General features: G+C 56.4%; 16 protein-coding genes. 4 read left to right on the top strand and 12 right to left on the bottom strand.

Annotated features, from left to right (window positions below):
* Positions 1 to 106 precede the first annotated feature (106 nt).
* The 10 genes from sctC to ACODS3_RS03420 form a co-directional block, all read right to left on the bottom strand.
* Positions 107 to 2059 (bottom strand): type III secretion system outer membrane ring subunit SctC, encoded by a 1953-nt coding sequence (gene sctC, locus ACODS3_RS03465; protein ID WP_236250165.1) that lies wholly within the window; start codon positions 2057 to 2059, stop codon positions 107 to 109.
* A 58-nt stretch (positions 2060 to 2117) separates the two neighbouring features.
* Positions 2118 to 2531 (bottom strand): type III secretion system chaperone, encoded by a 414-nt coding sequence (locus ACODS3_RS03460; RefSeq protein ID WP_201017773.1) that lies wholly within the window; start codon positions 2529 to 2531, stop codon positions 2118 to 2120.
* The gene (locus ACODS3_RS03455; RefSeq protein ID WP_201003234.1) at positions 2518 to 2739 is read right to left on the bottom strand and encodes a serine kinase; all 222 of its coding nucleotides are present in this window, start codon (positions 2737 to 2739) and stop codon (positions 2518 to 2520) included. Before ACODS3_RS03455 ends, ACODS3_RS03460 begins: the two co-directional genes overlap by 14 nt.
* A 70-nt stretch (positions 2740 to 2809) precedes the next feature.
* Entirely contained in the window at positions 2810 to 3388 is a 579-nt protein-coding gene (sctL, locus tag ACODS3_RS03450; protein ID WP_201003236.1) for a type III secretion system stator protein SctL, read from the bottom strand.
* Entirely contained in the window at positions 3354 to 3977 is a 624-nt protein-coding gene (locus ACODS3_RS03445) for a hypothetical protein (protein ID WP_201003238.1), read from the bottom strand. The genes sctL and ACODS3_RS03445 overlap by 35 nt, the downstream gene beginning before the upstream one ends.
* Positions 3974 to 4759 carry a type III secretion system inner membrane ring lipoprotein SctJ gene (gene sctJ, locus ACODS3_RS03440; RefSeq protein ID WP_489033283.1) on the bottom strand — a complete coding sequence of 262 codons (786 nt, stop codon included), beginning with the start codon at positions 4757 to 4759 and terminating at the stop codon, positions 3974 to 3976. The genes ACODS3_RS03445 and sctJ overlap by 4 nt, the downstream gene beginning before the upstream one ends.
* A gap of 10 nt (positions 4760 to 4769) precedes the next feature.
* Positions 4770 to 5138, bottom strand: a complete 369-nt coding sequence (locus ACODS3_RS03435; protein ID WP_201003242.1) for an EscI/YscI/HrpB family type III secretion system inner rod protein — start codon at positions 5136 to 5138, stop codon at positions 4770 to 4772.
* A gap of 35 nt (positions 5139 to 5173) precedes the next feature.
* Complete coding sequence (locus ACODS3_RS03430) at positions 5174 to 6151, bottom strand: harpin HrpZ family protein (RefSeq protein ID WP_236250166.1); 978 nt, start codon at positions 6149 to 6151, stop codon at positions 5174 to 5176.
* Between the two features lie 69 nt (positions 6152 to 6220).
* Positions 6221 to 6427 (bottom strand): type III secretion system major pilin HrpA, encoded by a 207-nt coding sequence (locus ACODS3_RS03425; protein WP_025259526.1) that lies wholly within the window; start codon positions 6425 to 6427, stop codon positions 6221 to 6223.
* A gap of 117 nt (positions 6428 to 6544) precedes the next feature.
* Positions 6545 to 7468: a sigma 54-interacting transcriptional regulator gene (locus ACODS3_RS03420; RefSeq protein WP_201003248.1), complete on the bottom strand. Its 924-nt coding sequence runs from the start codon at positions 7466 to 7468 to the stop codon at positions 6545 to 6547.
* Between the two features lie 555 nt (positions 7469 to 8023).
* Here ACODS3_RS03420 and ACODS3_RS03415 point away from each other — a divergent pair.
* The 4 genes from ACODS3_RS03415 to solA all read left to right on the top strand — a co-directional run bounded on the left by ACODS3_RS03415 (position 8024) and on the right by solA (position 11883).
* On the top strand, positions 8024 to 8830 hold the full coding sequence (locus tag ACODS3_RS03415) for an ABC transporter substrate-binding protein (RefSeq protein ID WP_201017775.1): 807 nt from the start codon (positions 8024 to 8026) through the stop codon (positions 8828 to 8830).
* Between the two features lie 80 nt (positions 8831 to 8910).
* Entirely contained in the window at positions 8911 to 9639 is a 729-nt protein-coding gene (locus tag ACODS3_RS03410) for an amino acid ABC transporter permease (protein WP_201017776.1), read from the top strand.
* Positions 9640 to 9641: 2 nt separating this feature from the next.
* Complete coding sequence (locus ACODS3_RS03405) at positions 9642 to 10328, top strand: amino acid ABC transporter permease (RefSeq protein ID WP_201017777.1); 687 nt, start codon at positions 9642 to 9644, stop codon at positions 10326 to 10328.
* A gap of 379 nt (positions 10329 to 10707) precedes the next feature.
* Positions 10708 to 11883, top strand: coding sequence for an N-methyl-L-tryptophan oxidase (gene solA / locus ACODS3_RS03400; RefSeq protein WP_489033282.1), 1176 nt, complete (start codon positions 10708 to 10710; stop codon positions 11881 to 11883).
* A gap of 279 nt (positions 11884 to 12162) precedes the next feature.
* Here solA and ACODS3_RS03395 read toward each other — a convergent pair whose 3' ends face one another.
* Complete coding sequence (locus ACODS3_RS03395) at positions 12163 to 13785, bottom strand: methyl-accepting chemotaxis protein (protein WP_489033538.1); 1623 nt, start codon at positions 13783 to 13785, stop codon at positions 12163 to 12165.
* Between the two features lie 252 nt (positions 13786 to 14037).
* Entirely contained in the window at positions 14038 to 15243 is a 1206-nt protein-coding gene (locus ACODS3_RS03390) for an MFS transporter (RefSeq protein WP_489033281.1), read from the bottom strand.
* Between the last annotated feature and the right edge of the window lie 100 nt (positions 15244 to 15343).

Genomic DNA, 15343 nt, shown 5'->3' with positions numbered 1-15343 from the left:
GACTGTACTGAATTCGGCCCTGAAAAAGTACTGTGTTAATGAGCGATGGCGCTATTAAAACAATAGATGTCACTGTGCCTGAAAACCTTTCTCCATCACATCTGTTTCAAGGCGGCAGTATTGATACTCTGGCTGGGCTGGTCGGTGTCGCAATCGTCGCAACCGGCCTTGTTGCCACAAAGACTTCAGTTGATTGACCTGGCTGAAGACGTGCAACAGGCAACATTGTTACAGCAAGTGTACGAGTTCCCGAGCAGGACGCCAGTGAGAAATCCTGAGCCTTTGCACTGGTATTACGCACGACCCCGACAGCAATATCGAAACCATCCCCGCCAAACCATTGGCCTCGCGCAGGATCGATCGAAAACTCACTCCCCACTCTACACAGATCCCCTAGACGCACACCAGACGATGTCTCTTTGAGATCAGCCGGAATGCGCCCCTTGACCAGGTCGGCAAACGCCTTGGAGATGGCTATTTTCTTGCGCTCGCGGCTATTGGGAGAACCACTGAGAGCCAGTGCCTTGTCCAGTTGCGGGCGGTTTTCGCTGGCGATGTAACGCGCAGGATCGATCTGGTCACCAATCAGCCTTGGCGTGAGGATGAACAGGCGCTCGCGTCGTGAAACCTCCTGGCGCTTGGAAGTGAACAGCGGCCCCAGAACAGGCAGGTCACCCAGCAGCGGGACCTTGTCATGATGCTGGCCTGTCTCATCGACATGAAACCCGCCAATGACCAGTGAACGGTTTTCGCTGATGACCGCCTGTGTGCTGACCGTTCCTCGCTTCACATCCGGAGTTTCGCCGTCGCGAGAGCGGTCGAGCTGGCCATCTTCAATGTCGATGATCAACTGAAAACGATTGGCCTGCGCACCGGCAATGGTACGAGGGATCACTTGCAGGCTGGTCCCGGCCGTAACCGATTGCACGTTGGCGACCCGCTCACCGGTGGCAGTGATATAAGCGGTGCGGCTGAAATCGATCACGGCGGGCTGGTTTTCCAGGGTCAATACCGAAGGCCTGGCGATCACCGATGCCACCCCCTGCCCTTCAAGCGCCTGGATGTCGGCAAAGAAGCGATCGAAATCACTGATGGAAAGCGTGGCCGAACCACCGGTCAGTAGCGAGCTGCCAAAGTTTACCGAACCGGCACGCGCCGACCAGCGGGACTCCAGGGCGCTCAACTGGGTACGATCGATATCCAGGATGATGGCGTCGATCTCCACCAGATTGCTCGGTTGGTCCAGTTGCTGGATCAACTGCTGATACATATCGCGCTTGTCCGGATTGTCATAGATCAGCACCGCATTGTTGCGTACATCGGCGACCACCTTATGGTTGCTCGAAGTTTTACCGGGCTTTGGCTTGTCACGCGAGGCGGTGCGATCCGTGGCCAGATTGATGATCTTGTTGCGGCCGATATCCGCCATGCCCTGCAAGGCCTGGATATTGGCCATCGGATCCTGGGGCGAAGGCGGTACGACCTGCTTGCTCTGGAGCAAGCCATCGAGCAGTGTCGCAACACCGGGAATGGTGATGCTCTGCTCCCGATAGTGAATATCGCGATCCGCCACAGCGGCATAACGCAACGAGAACATCATGACCTGCTGCTTCTCTTCAGGCTTGACCTTTTCCTTGCTGAAACCGCGAATCAACTCAACATAGCGCGACGGGCCACTGACCAGCACCACGCCTTCGTCCGGCAGCTCACCCCAACCGAAACGCTTGTCCAGCAGACCGATATCGGTCAGCGCCTGCTTAAGGTCGGGAGCGGCATCGGATGACACTTCCAGCCGTTGCGAGACTTGCCCCGACTGAGGGCTCACGTACAACTTGCCGTTGTACAGGAACCACTGAAATTGATGCTCCAGGGCCATACGGTCCAGAAACTCCTGGGCATTGCCCGCGCGAATCTTTGCATCGACCACACCGCTGACGCCATTCATCTCCAGGCCCACGCCATAGGAGCTGGCAAAATCTTTCAGCACAGTGGTCAGAGGTGCCTGAGATGCCTCATAGGCATAAGCAGACTGGCGCCACTCTTCCGGTACCGCAGCCATGGCAACCTCTGCCTGCATGCCAAGCAGCGCAAGACAGAGCAATCGTTTCAAGCATTGCTTAAACATAAGAGCCTCTCAGTGCCAAAGGACGCATGAATTGCCTTGGCGGGGTCACCTTCCTGGGTTCAAGCATCGATTCCCAGACATCGCGCTGGTTAACCAGGTCTTCGATGTCATGGATGACCGATGCCGTGCTCTGAAACTTCTGGTATTGCACAAGGCACAGGTGACTCGTCTCGGGATCGAGTGCCAGTGCTCCGCGAAAACGCCTGATACTTGGCCCGGAAAGACGCAATGCGGCCTCAAGCCCCGCATCACCACCGCGCCATGCCTCGCTCAAGGGGGCGAGATAAACCAGCCCTTCATTGCTGCGTTTTATGCTTAACGGCAGTTGATCGACTTGCAACAGCAACACAGGGGTGTTGCTGTCGAGCCAACGCTCGACAGCAACGATCAGATCAGCGGATTTCATTGATGATTGCCTTGGCCAGGTTGTGCTTGACCACAATTTCCTGGTTCACAGCCCAGCTGGCAGTCGAAGACTGCCGGATAGCCGAGTTGAAGGCGTGCCAATCATCCGGGGAGAAGGCGTCCAGACTCAGTGCAGCCGAGTCCAGATCCTTTTGGGTGTTTTCGAAGTTGCTGTCGAGACGGCGTCTGAGTGCATCGGAAGAAAGCATGGTGATACTCCAGGTTCGGGGACTCATGACTGAGTGGCACGCGCAGGAGTTTGGTTCCAGAATATTCCGGTCAAGGCCAAAGATGACGTTGCAGGGCACTCCAGCTCAGGCTGAAATCCCCATGTTCGGTGCGCAGGCTGATGGCATCGAGGTCAAGATTCGGATCACCTCGCAACGTCCAGCCCAGTTGACCCTGCTCTTCCAGGCTCTGGGCAAGCAGCGGTATCTGGTCGGGGTGACAATAGATCAGGGCCGACTCCTCGTTGGGACTGGCCGAGGTCAGTTGCCGCAGGACTGCACTGACTTTCTGGCCGTCCGGCAACTCACCCAGCACAAGCTGCAATGCCTGCTGCACCAGGTCTTCTGCCGCCTCGACAATCGTTGCCAGTGTCTGCTCCCGTTGCTCGCGCAGATCATCGAGCAGTGACTGGGCCTGCTGCCAGACCTCGGCACGGGTTTCTTCTTCGCAACGCCGACGCAACGCCTCGGCTTCAGCCTCGGCAGTTTCAAGAATTTCCCGTGCCCGGGCACGGGCATCTTCCAGCAGTTCCTCTGCCAGCAGGCTCTGCTCAAGAACTTCCCGGCGCAGAAGCGGCTCGTTAACCGTGGAGCGGTTACTGGTAAGCGTCAGACTGCGACTGGTCAACATGCGGACTTCCCTCAATGCTGTTGCTCAAAACGTACCCACCCACGGCCTGCCACAAGGCACACAATCTGGCTTTGGGTATGTCATCAAAGGACAGGCATTCGGCCTGCCCCACGGCATCGCGAGCGAACTTGACCCGCAGTCGCTGCCAGAGCCGGTCACCGACCCACGCTTTCAAGAGGCCAAGGCCCGCAATCCGGGGCTGTCGAGCGTCCCAGTGTTCAGGCAGCCAGTGCCCGGGTTGCAGGGCCCTGCCCAACCGTCGACACCAGAGCCAGGCCGGTTCGTCCAGACTATCGGGGCGCGGCATGCGACTGCCGGCACAGATCCCCACACACAGTTCGAGAGCCAGCGCCCATTGCTCATCGGTCAGATCCAGCAAGGGCAACAACAGGACATCGGGTTCAGGCGGCAGGGTCGAAGTCATGCCCAGGTAGCGGTCGACCATTGCGTCATCGACCTGCCCCAGAAGCCTCAAGGTTGAGGCGCTCATGCCTGCCGAATCGTGCAATTGCCAACTTTCATGGGCCTGGCGCCAGCCCCGGGTCCACCAACATACCCAGACCAGCGCCTGCGGCTCACTCACTTTCATTTCGGCGGTTCCGCTGCTACAGCAGGCCGCGGCCTGAAGCGTTGCCGCCATTGTGGGTTGAGTGCCCACAGGCCAGCCAGCATCAGAGCGATCCCGAATGTGCAGAGCACTGCCATCCACTGCCAGAACTCCATGCGCTCACGGGTCATGGTGAAGGGCCCGACACTGACCATCGGCACAGACTCCTGATAACCCTGTGAAGGCACGAAGACCACGGCCAGCTTTTTCTCGTCCGCATTGGCCATGCCGGGAATACTGCTGGCAACCATGCGCCTTATGCGTGGCAATACGCTGTCGGGTTCAAGGTCAGGGCGGTATTTGATAAACACCGCGGCCGAGGCCGGCTGAACCGGCTCCCCCGGCGCGATGCGCTCAGGCAACACAACATGCACCCTGGCAACCACTACACCATCGATCTGCGACAGGGTCTGCTCCAGCTCCTGAGACAAGGCATAGATGTATCGCGCCCGCTCCTCCATCGGAGAGGAAATGACGCCTTCCTTGCGGAAGACTTCCCCAAGCGTCGAGCGTGACCGGCGAGGCAGACCTACCGCCTCCAGCACCTTCACCGCACGGGAAATATCCTGCGTGGAAACCAGGACGGCGACTCCACCCTTGTCCAGGCGCTTTTGCGCGTCAATGTTTTTACCCGCAAGCTCTGCCAACACTTCGTTGGCATCCTGCTCGGTCAGATCGCGATGCAGCTCCATACGGTCGCCGCAACCAGCCATCAATAACGCCAAAAGCATAAGGATGGCCAGCCTGATTGCCTTGGGGTGCATAAGTTGGGCCTTATTGCAGACTGGTCAGTTTTTCCACGCTCTGGGCGGCCTTGCTCACCAGCTTGGCGCTGAGCAGGCTTTCCAGATAAAAAGAAGACAGAGAACGGTTGGCATCAATAGCCATTTTCGGGTCGCTCGATCTGGCTGCTCGTTGCAGGTCTCGATCAACCCTCTCGGACTCTTTCTGGTAAGCAGTCGATGCCTTGGAGATAGGCGACACCAGCATTTGTGAATCGCTGGCAGTCTTTGGTTCTCCAGAACGCATGGCGGCATTGAACCAGGCAATGTCCGCCTCGGCAGGAGTAGGACCTGGCGGTGGCGATGTCACCTCTGTCTCGAATAGCCCAGTGTGATGTGTTGATACGCGAGTAACGGCCATGTTTGCTTTCTCCTGCCAAGACGAAGGTTTACAGATCAACCGCGATAGTCGGTGACGCTTTGCTGAACCAGAACCGACAGAACGTTGCCTGCCGCGATGCTGGCATCGGTCTTCAAGGTGTTGCCGGCGCCACCGTTCTGGAAGTTCTGCTCCGCATTGGGAAACAGACCACCCAGCGAGTTGCCCTGAGCACTGTCCTTGATTTCGCCCTTGATCATGTTGATGGCTTTCTGGAACTGCTCGCCTTCAGCCTTGGACATGACGTTGTCGCCCTCGGAGAGCTCACCCATCCAGTCCTTCGACTTGCCGTCCGGTTTTCCGAACTCTTCCGGATGCATATCCATGAAGCGCGAGACCTCTTTGAGAACGTCTTTGTCCTCAAAGTTGAAGCTCATCTGACCGCTTTTGGCATTCGGTGCAGTATTGGGCGTCAGCAGGTTGTCGAGCTTTTCCTCGCCCAGGCTGCCCAGCAATGCAGCCAGCAGTTCCTGAAGACCACCACCGGAAGCCGCGCCACCACTGGCAGCAGGCGAACCGCCGCAGTTCGACGAAGAATGGGTGCTGCCGGTGTTGTTACCGGTATTGAAACCCGAGTTGCCCGTGCCGAAACCCGAACCGCCCGAGACGTTCTGACCTTTGGAGCCACCGCTGAGGAACTCGTTGATCAGACCTTCCAGCCCTTTGGTGAAGGCGTCCTTCTCCTTGCTGTTCAGGTACTTGTCTTCCGACAGCTCATCGCGCCAGCCATTGACCTTGCCATTGGCGTCGTGCGGTTTTCCGAACTCTTCAGGATTGCGGTCCATGTAATCGGCAACCATGCCGAGCAATGGATTATCAGTGTTGCGAATGTTGGCTCCGCTGCCGGACTTTTCAAACATCGAATCGCCAAGCAATGAAGCGATCTTGCCAGCACTTCCATTGGAATCGGACTGCATGGCAGTCATTTGCGTGTTCGCGAAAGTACTCTGGAAAGTGCTGCTTTGTGGAACGCCTATTGAAGAAGAAGGAATCATATACTTACTCCTTGAAAACCGAACAGGTTGAAGCCCTCCTGGCGTGAACCAAGAGGGCGCGACAACCACTTAGTAGTTGATCGCCTTACCGGTTTGCTGAGCAGCGTTCTGCGCCTTGGTGGCAGAGTCCTGGTAGGCGCTGGCGATACCGTTGATGGTATCTGTTTGCATTTTGTTCGATTGCGCTTCGGCGTTCATCATTGTGGTTGCAGCAGCAGTGGAGTCCATCAGGGTCATTGCGGACATCGAAGCGCCGAGGGAAGCGGTACCAGCCATAGTTATTACTCCTGATCATCGAGATGGTTTGGACACCGAATTGGTGTTCGAACATTGAGTGGTCGATTTTCAGAAGCGGTTCCATGCGAACGCACGAATGAGGAAGTAAATAAAAAACTACGGCTCCGGCGAGTTGATGCTGAGGCTTTTCATGCGGTGATAAAGAGTGCGTCGCGGAATACCCAATTCACTGATCACGGACTCGATGCTCTTGGGGTGACGTGACAGACAGTCCTGGATGAGCGCCTTCTCAAACTGGCGAAGATAACCCTTGAGATGAACATTGCGTTCCAGATGTGGATCTTCGTCGGTGCCCAAAGGCGACATGCCCAGCACGAAACGCTCCGCAGCACACTTGAGCTCGCGAATATTGCCGGGCCAGCGGTGGCTGAGCAGGCGGTTGAGCACTGTCGGATCTCGCGGGGGAAGCGGTTGATGGTGCTTGTGAGCCGTCTCCATGACGAAACGCTCGAACAGTGAAGGGAGATGATCCAGACGTGAGCGCAGGGTTGGCAACTGGATCTTGATGACATTCAGGCGAAAAAACAGGTCGCGTCGAAACTTGCCCTCCTCTACCAGTTTTTCCAGCGGCGTTTGTGTCGCGACGATGACACGCAGGTTCAGCGCCACAAAGCGCGTCGACCCCAAGCGCTCTATTCCGCGCATTTCCAGCACGCGCAGCAGCTTGGCCTGCAGCAGGAGCGGCATGCTGTCGATTTCATCCAGATACAGCGTCCCGTTATGGGAAGCCTCGATATAGCCAGCCCGCGATTTGGATGCGCCGGTGTACGCCCCCGCCATCACCCCGAAAAGCTCACTTTCGGCCAACTGCTCCGGTACGGCCGCGCAGTTGAGTGCAACCAGCGGTCCTTCGCGCCCCGACAATTGATGAATCCGCCGTGCCAGGGTGTCCTTTCCGGTGCCCGTCTCCCCCTCCAATACCATGTCGACGTTGAGTGGAGCCGCCTTGCGGATAAAAGACTGCAGCGTGCCAAAGATATCGAGGACCTCATGCTCCATCTGCGAAGAGTCATTATTCATAGAGCCCTCATCCGTCCATCTCCTTGCGATGATAAACACTTGCGCTGAATCTCAGGAATACCCTTGCCGACGGGTCTCAGCACTCTGCCGACGACCGACACCGCGAAACGGGTACTTTAAATTAACGTTCAGCAATTATCTCGTTTTGATTTTCTATTAAAACCATTGATTTTTCGGTAAGGCACCGAGATGACAAGCAACATGTAAAGAAAACCAGGACGAAAGCATCATTGCCTCAATGCAGGTTTGCAACTTTTCAAGTCGTTTAAGAGCCCGGCCTTTTATGGTGTGCAAAGTGCATTCTTATTCGGTTTTCCGAACGCGCAATACAACCGTCGTATACTTCTGGTACATATCTCGCCTTGATTCATATACATGTCTTGTCCTCTTTAACAACTGCACGCAGAAGCGCCCTGTGACGCTCCCATCATGAAAAGGAGCACACGGCACATCATATTCCAAAAAAGAATTACAAGATTACTTTATATTCTTTTTAAGATCACCAACGAGCTGCAACACTCATCATCAGAATCATCCATAAAGTGTTGAGAACTCATGAAAAAATTGACTGCCATTACTGCCCTGTCCCTTGCCGTTCTCTCAGGTCTGGCTCACGCCGACCGACTGGAAGACATCAAAAAATCGGGTGTCCTGAGGGTCGCTGCTTTCGACAGCAATCCACCGTTCGGTTTCGTAGATGCAAAAAGCAAGCAAATAGAAGGCCTGGATGTCGATTATGCCAAGGCCATCGCTGACAAGCTGGGCGTGAAGCTGCAGTTGCAACCGACCAACCCGGCAAACCGTGTGCCGCTGCTGGTGGCCAACAAGGTCGATCTGGTCCTGGCTAACTTCACCATCACCCCTGAGCGGGCAGAGCAAGTGAACTTCAGCATCCCCTATTTCTCCTCGGGTCAGCAGTTCATCGTCAAGAAAGGCACGCTCAAGAATCAGGATGACCTGAACAAATGGCGCGTGGGTGTCGACAAGGGCACTGTCAACGAAGGCGTGCTGCGCGAGAAATTCCCCGGCGCCAAAGTGATTGCCTACGATGATACGCCTTTTGCCTTTACCGCATTGCGCAACGGTAACGTGCAAGCCATCACTCAGGACGGCCCGAAACTGATCGGTCTGCTGGCCAACGTACCGGACAAGGACAAATACGAAGTACCGCCTTTCACCATTTCCAATGACCTGATCGGAGTCGGAATTCCGAAAGGCGAAACCGCACTGACCGAGTTCGTCAACCAGACGCTGGTGGAGCTGGAATCCAAAGGCCAGGCCCAGAAGATTTATGACACCTGGTTCGGTCCAGACACCCCGACGCCACTGGCTCGCTTGTTCAAGATCGGCGACAAGAGCTGATCCGGGCTGAACCTCTTCACTATCCAGCCCGCGCGGACAACCCGGCGGGCTCTTTCAATTCTGGATGGATGTTGCGTCTGATGTTCGGTGAACTGCTGGGCCCGCAGTACCTGCATTTGTTGTTCGATGGATTTCTGCTCACGCTGCGCCTTTCGATTCTGGTCTGCCTGATCGCAACGGCACTCGGCTTTCTGATATGTCTGGCGCGTATTTCCTCTTCGCGCTTCTGGTCCTGGCCTGCGCGCGGCTACCTGTCGCTGTTTCGCAATACGCCCCTGCTGGTGCAATTGTTCTTCTGGTATTTCGGGGTCAGCGCCCTGCTGCCCGAAGACCTGGTCAGTTGGCTGAACATGCCCCATGAGGTGAACCTGGCCGGGTTGCTCATCGAATGGCCATCATTCGAGTTCATCGCCGGCTTCTGGGGGCTGACGCTCTATAGCAGTGCGTTCATCGCCGAGGAGTTTCGTGCAGGCGTCGCTTCGGTGCGCCCCCAACAACGCATTGCAGGGCAAGCTCTGGGGCTGCGTCCCGTGCAGGTCTGGCGTTATGTCGTACTGCCTCAGGCCGTACGAACTGCACTGGGTCCACTGCTGGGCCAATGCATGAATGTGCTGAAAAACTCATCGCTGACCATGGCCATCGGGCTGGCCGAGTTGTCCTATGCCTCGCGCCAGGTTGAAACCGAAACCTTCAAAGCCTTCCAGGCCTTCGGCATCGCGACCTTGCTGTACATCGCCAGTATCGCGCTGATCGAAGCAATCGGTCAGGTGATCCAGCACAGCAAGCGTTATCGCCAGGGAGCGGCCTGACCATGGATTTTTCAGTCATAAGCGACAACTTCGCCTACCTGATGGTGGGCGCGTATCCGGATGGACCGCTGGGTGGTGCAGCACTGACGCTGATTCTCAGCCTGCTGTCGGGCGTTCTGGCCGCTGCGTTGGGCCTGATTCTGGGCGTGGCTCTGGTGCTGGTGCGCGGCCGGACACGCTGGGTGTTGCTCGCCGTGCTGGGGTTCTTTCGCGCCATTCCCGTGGTGATGCTGATCTTCTGGACCTACTTCCTGCTGCCGATCCTGTTCAAGATCGATGTTCCGGCCTTGTTCACCGTGGTCTGCGCACTCTCGCTGATTGGCGGCGCCTATCTGGCGCACTCCGTCCATTCGGGCATCATCAGCCTGTCCTCAGGACAATGGGCGGCAGCCAAGGCTTTGGGCATGAGTTCCTGGCAGGTGCTGCGCCTGATCATTCTGCCCCAGGCACTGCCGATCATGCTGCCCTCCTTCCTGAATCAATGGATTTCCCTGATAAAGGATACCTCGCTGGCCTACGTGATCGGTGTCGGGGAACTGTCGTTCGTGGCAACCCAGGTCAGCAACCGGGTCATGGTGTACCCCACCGAAATATTCCTGTTCATTGCATTGGTGTACTTCATTATCTGCTCGGCACTGGACCTGATCGCCAGCCGGCTCGCGGGTACCGGAAGCGTGAAAAAAAGCTGAAAAAATAATCGGATTCTGTGCGCTTATTCGCTGTTTCAGGATCCATTTTCAGCCCTCTGAAGGGCACCGGACAGGCGTACATCAGGAGCTGTTCATAAAATAACCACACAGCCACAAGCCACGTAGAACGTGGCTTACAAAAAGTTACCCACAGACATACCCACGATTTCCGTGGACAACTTTTCCACCATTTCGGAACTGAAAAACACCAGCGAGTGCAAGTCAAAAATTCATCGACAGGACGAAGTTTTTGCACGCCCTCCTTTCACCAGCCCGTCCGGCAAGGCTATACGATCCAGGCATATGCTTATGCCTTTTTGACTGTTGCCTCACCTGCACCCGTTCTCTGAAATAAGCGCTTTTTCGGGGCGGCCTGCAGATGGAACAACGTTGTGAAGTGGCTGTTCTCGGCCTGGGAGCCATGGGCGCGGCAACCCTTTATCAACTGGCCAAAGCCGGTGTCGACGTCATTGGCGTAGATCGCCATAGCCCGCCGCATACTCAGGGCTCCAGCCATGGCGATACGCGCATCACTCGCGTTTCAGTCGGTGAAGGCCCGCAATATCTGCCATTGGTACGCAACTCCCACGTCCTGTGGCGTGAACTTGAAGCGTTGTCCGGCGAGTCGCTGTTCGAGCAATGCGGCGTACTGGTGATGACCTCCAACCCAGCTTACGACCCTCAGGACCCGGAAGACTTCACCCACAAGACCATCGAACTGGCCCAAGCCTATGGCGTAGAACATGAAGTCTTGTCGGCTCACTCCATTCGCCAGCGATTCCCGCAGTTCTCTCCGGTACTAGATAGCGCCATCGGCTACTTTGAGCCCGGCGGCGGTTATGTACGGCCCGAGCGCTGCATCGCCGTGCAACTCAAGCTGGCCAGAGAGCATGGGGCAAAGATTTTGACGGACGAAACCGTCACCCGCTTGCAGAATCATGGCGAAGGCGTACGTATCACGACCGATAAAAGCTCGATCCTGGCCGATAAAGTCATCGTCAGTGCCGGCATGTGGTCAGCCGAACTGCTCGGAGCCCCCTTTGATCGATTGCTGAAAGTCTGTCGGCAAAAGCTGTTCTGGTTTGAACTGGAAGAGCACGCCGACTTCGCGCCCGTGTCGCCCAGTTTTATCCTGACTCACGGACCGGGCGAAGTGGATATCAACTACGGCTTCCCGCCACTTGCAGGCGAAGGCAGCATGAAGATCGCCACCGAACAATACATCCACGTTTCACAACCCGACACACTGGACCGGACCATTACTGCGCAGGAAGAACAGGAAATGTTCCAGACCCAGGTCAACGGCAAGATAGCCGGGTTGACCTCCAGGGTCGTCAGGTCCTCGGTATGTGCCTATACAGTGACACCGGATTACCACTTCATAATTGATGAACACCCACGCCTGAAAAACGTCACCGTGGTCTCTGCCTGCTCGGGACACGGCTTCAAACATTCCGCCGGGCTTGGGCAGGCACTGGCCCAGCGTTGTATTCACGGGAAGAGTGACGTGGATTTATCGGCGTTTTCGTTAAAGCGATTTAATTCGGACATTTGAAAAGCCCTACAGACATCACGGTTATAAAAACCATGGCGGTAGGCAAAAAATCCTTATCGCCATCCTGAACAGATAGACAGTCTTGATTTTAAATAACCAGAAACTTCTCACCTGCCGTCTTTCATAAAATAATCTGGAAAATTTCTCATTCATTATTAATTAACAAGTACGCCGGTCCGCTCTCACGAAGTAATGAGCAAGTTGTTTACCGGCCATTCTGCTACTGCAAGCACAGTGTTGATAGCCGTCCGGCCGAATCACCGGACGGCTTTACCTGCACTAAACCTGAAACTGCTTGGTAATACGGCTCAAGTTTGTCGCCAGCGTAGACAGTTCAGCAGTGGCGATGGTCGTCTGGTTCGCGCCTTCGGAAGTCTGAGCCGACAGGTCACGGATGCTGACCAGGCTTCTGTCGACCTCTCGCGCAACCTGAGCCTGTTCTTCGGCTGCGGTGGCGATCATCAGGTTACGCTCGTTGATCTGGCTGATGGAGTCGGTAATGGCCAGCAATGCCTGCCCGGCGCCGTTAGCCAGCTCCAGTGTGTTATGGGCCTGCACACTGGTCTGCTCCATGGCCGTAACCGCTTGATGGGTACCGGTCTGGATCGAGCTGACCATCTGCTCGATTTCCCGAGTCGACTGCTGGGTACGATGTGCCAGCGCCCGCACCTCGTCGGCCACCACGGCAAAACCACGACCGGCTTCACCTGCTCGCGCCGCTTCGATGGCAGCATTGAGTGCCAACAGGTTGGTCTGCTCGGCAATGGCACGAATGACATCCAGCACCTTGCTGATATCCGTGGCCATGGTCGCCAGGCCACGCACCTCGGCCGACGTGCTTCCCACCTTGGCCACCATCAGGTTGATCGCCGCCACGGTTTCATCCACCTGGGCGCGCCCATCCAGCGCGGCCTTACTGGACTGAGCCGCCGACGTCGAAGCCGCCGCAGCGTTACTGGCCACCTCATCGACTGCAGCGCTCATTTCGTTGACGGCAGTTGCCGCCATTTCAATCTCGTTACTCTGGCGCTGGGTCGTGCGGGAAGCATCTTCGGTCACCACATGCATCTCTTCCGAAGTCGATGCCAGTTGAGACGCCGAGTCCAGGATAGTAGCCAGTGCCCCGCGCAGGTTCGACTGCATGTCGGCCAGCGAACCCACCAACCGGGCGGCCTCGTCAGTGCCTTCCTGCTTGATGGTCTGGGTAAGGTCATTGGCCGCGATACGCCGGGCGATCTCCAGTGCTTCACCGATCGGCGAGGTAAGGCTGCGGGTGTACAACCAGGCGAGCAATATCGTACTGGCAGCCCCCAATACACCAAACACAATCACCAGCAAGACCGTACTCTTGTAGGCAGACTCAGCTTTGTCGCCTGCCCGCTGGGCTTTCATATCGTTTACACCAATCAGCTTCTTCAGACCGGCATCCGTGAGATCGGCAGCAACTTTCATGTCCGTGTTGGACGTCGTGACCGCCGCGTCCAGATTGCTCGCCGCCACTTCCGACAGATAGCGGTCCTGAACACTGTGGTAGTTCGTCATGGCCTGCTTGAGTTCATTAAAAGCCTGACGGCCTTCGGGCGTGACAAGCAGCTTGGCCAGAGCATCGGAATACTCACTGATCAACAGACGGGACTGCTGAATATCACTCGACGCCTTGGTCCTGCGATCCTGCGGCTCCATAGGGTTGCGCAAGCGTGCATTGTTGCCACGGATACTGACGAACTCACGGTCCATCGAACCGAGCAGCTTTACACTGGGCAACACATTGGTTTCGACGTGCTTTTCTGCTTCGTTGAGCTTGTCGGCCTGGCGCATGAACAACACGCCCTGAAGCAACAGCATCAGGCAGAAGAAGCCAAAGCACAGGGCAGATCGGGGAGCAAGACTCAGACGTCGCATCATTGCGTGGATACTCCACAGAGGGGTTGTTTTTACCGGATCGGCGTGGGGTATTTTTTCTTGATGCCGTTGGGCGGTTTGATGATGGGGTCACAATCCGTGGGAGGCGGCTTGCCGGCGACAGGGTCCACCAGCAGAGGGTTCAATTGAGCGGGAAACTCTCCCGCTTGAGCGAAGACAGGTAAAACCAATGAGCGCATGTCGTTGTAGTGTATTGAAAGCCATGACAGGCAGCGCAAGGCTGCCTGAACATCAATGACCGGCAACCATTTGGCTGGACTGCCTCTCACCGCTTGCAAAACCATGCACTCGCGCGCTCGATGCAATGGCCAGACTGAGCAGTAACAAAATCAGCAAGACCCAGGGAAAAGCACTCACTCCCCATTGGCCGAGCAAAACGCCGCCCAGCAACCCACCGCCTGCGATGGCGCTGTTCCAGACAACGACGTTCATGGAAAGGGCAACGTCAGCGCCCTCACCTGCCGAGTCGGCGAGCGCGGTTTGCAGAAGCGTGGCAGCACCACCAAAGGTCAGACCCCAGATAAAGACTCCGGCGTAAATGGCCAGGGCAGAATCTGAAAACAAGCCCAGGAACACCGAAACCGCTGCGAAGGTGGCGAGGCTGACCAACACGGTCTTGCGCAGGTGACGATCAACCAGCCGTCCCGTGACCCAGATGCCCGCCAGCGCGGCGACACCAAATGCCAGCAATACCAGATCAACGTCACTCGCCAACCCTGCCGTGGAAACAAAAGGAGCGACGTAGGTATATAGAATGTTGTGAGCCAGCATCCAGGTGAAGACGACGCCCAGTACCGAACGTACGCCAGGTGTGAAAAAGACCTGACGCAACGCCATGCGCTGTGAGGAGGATTGGCCAGGGTAGTCCGGCACCTTGATCAGTACCCAGACGATCAACAGCAAGGTCATCCCGGACATCAATCCAAACGCCATGCGCCAGCCCATGAGCCCACCCAGCCAGGTTCCCAAAGGCACCCCCAGCGACAATGCGATGGGCGTTCCGACCATCGCAACTGCCAGTGCGCGCCCCTGCAATTGCGGGACAACCATGCGTCGTGCATAGCCCGCGATAAGGCTCCAGGCCAAGCCCGCAGAGACGCCCGCGAAAAACCTCGCTATCAAGGTCAGCCAGTAATTGGAAGACAACGCCGTGACGGAGTTGAAAATCAGAAAGCCGACAATCGTCAGCAGCAGGACGGTTCTGCGACGCCAGCTTTGCGTGGCGATGGTCAGCGGAATGGCTGCCAGCAGCGACCCCAGCGCGTAAACAGTCACCATCTGCCCGGCAAATGATGCCGAAACGCCCAGGCCAGTGCCGATTTCAGGCAGCAAACCCGCAGGTAGCGTCTCGGTCACAATGCAAATGAAGCCCGTCATCGCCAGTGCCAGTAATGCCCCGAACGGAAGCTTGTCGCGCTGTTTCTCATCTGTAGTCATTCGATTTTTCTCACTAATATACTGATCGGTATAAATATAGGGCGCGAGCAGCCGACTGGTCAATGACTTATGTATCGATTAGTATCTAAGTGATTCTGGA

Source organism: Pseudomonas sp. FG43 (genome assembly GCF_057809175.1).
Note: the sequence above shows the minus strand (reverse complement) of the source record. Positions and strands in the feature narration are given on the sequence as shown.

Coding starts and splice junctions, on each gene's coding strand:
- sctC (WP_236250165.1), bottom strand. CDS start 2,059: ATGGCTGCGGTACCGGAAGAGTGGCGCCAGTCTGCTTATGCCTATGAG.
- ACODS3_RS03460 (WP_201017773.1), bottom strand. CDS start 2,531: ATGAAATCCGCTGATCTGATCGTTGCTGTCGAGCGTTGGCTCGACAGC.
- ACODS3_RS03455 (WP_201003234.1), bottom strand. CDS start 2,739: ATGCTTTCTTCCGATGCACTCAGACGCCGTCTCGACAGCAACTTCGAA.
- sctL (WP_201003236.1), bottom strand. CDS start 3,388: ATGTTGACCAGTCGCAGTCTGACGCTTACCAGTAACCGCTCCACGGTT.
- ACODS3_RS03445 (WP_201003238.1), bottom strand. CDS start 3,977: ATGAAAGTGAGTGAGCCGCAGGCGCTGGTCTGGGTATGTTGGTGGACC.
- sctJ (WP_489033283.1), bottom strand. CDS start 4,759: ATGCACCCCAAGGCAATCAGGCTGGCCATCCTTATGCTTTTGGCGTTA.
- ACODS3_RS03435 (WP_201003242.1), bottom strand. CDS start 5,138: ATGGCCGTTACTCGCGTATCAACACATCACACTGGGCTATTCGAGACA.
- ACODS3_RS03430 (WP_236250166.1), bottom strand. CDS start 6,151: ATGATTCCTTCTTCTTCAATAGGCGTTCCACAAAGCAGCACTTTCCAG.
- ACODS3_RS03425 (WP_025259526.1), bottom strand. CDS start 6,427: ATGGCTGGTACCGCTTCCCTCGGCGCTTCGATGTCCGCAATGACCCTG.
- ACODS3_RS03420 (WP_201003248.1), bottom strand. CDS start 7,468: ATGAATAATGACTCTTCGCAGATGGAGCATGAGGTCCTCGATATCTTT.
- ACODS3_RS03415 (WP_201017775.1), top strand. CDS start 8,024: ATGAAAAAATTGACTGCCATTACTGCCCTGTCCCTTGCCGTTCTCTCA.
- ACODS3_RS03410 (WP_201017776.1), top strand. CDS start 8,911: ATGTTCGGTGAACTGCTGGGCCCGCAGTACCTGCATTTGTTGTTCGAT.
- ACODS3_RS03405 (WP_201017777.1), top strand. CDS start 9,642: ATGGATTTTTCAGTCATAAGCGACAACTTCGCCTACCTGATGGTGGGC.
- solA (WP_489033282.1), top strand. CDS start 10,708: ATGGAACAACGTTGTGAAGTGGCTGTTCTCGGCCTGGGAGCCATGGGC.
- ACODS3_RS03395 (WP_489033538.1), bottom strand. CDS start 13,785: ATGCGACGTCTGAGTCTTGCTCCCCGATCTGCCCTGTGCTTTGGCTTC.
- ACODS3_RS03390 (WP_489033281.1), bottom strand. CDS start 15,243: ATGACTACAGATGAGAAACAGCGCGACAAGCTTCCGTTCGGGGCATTA.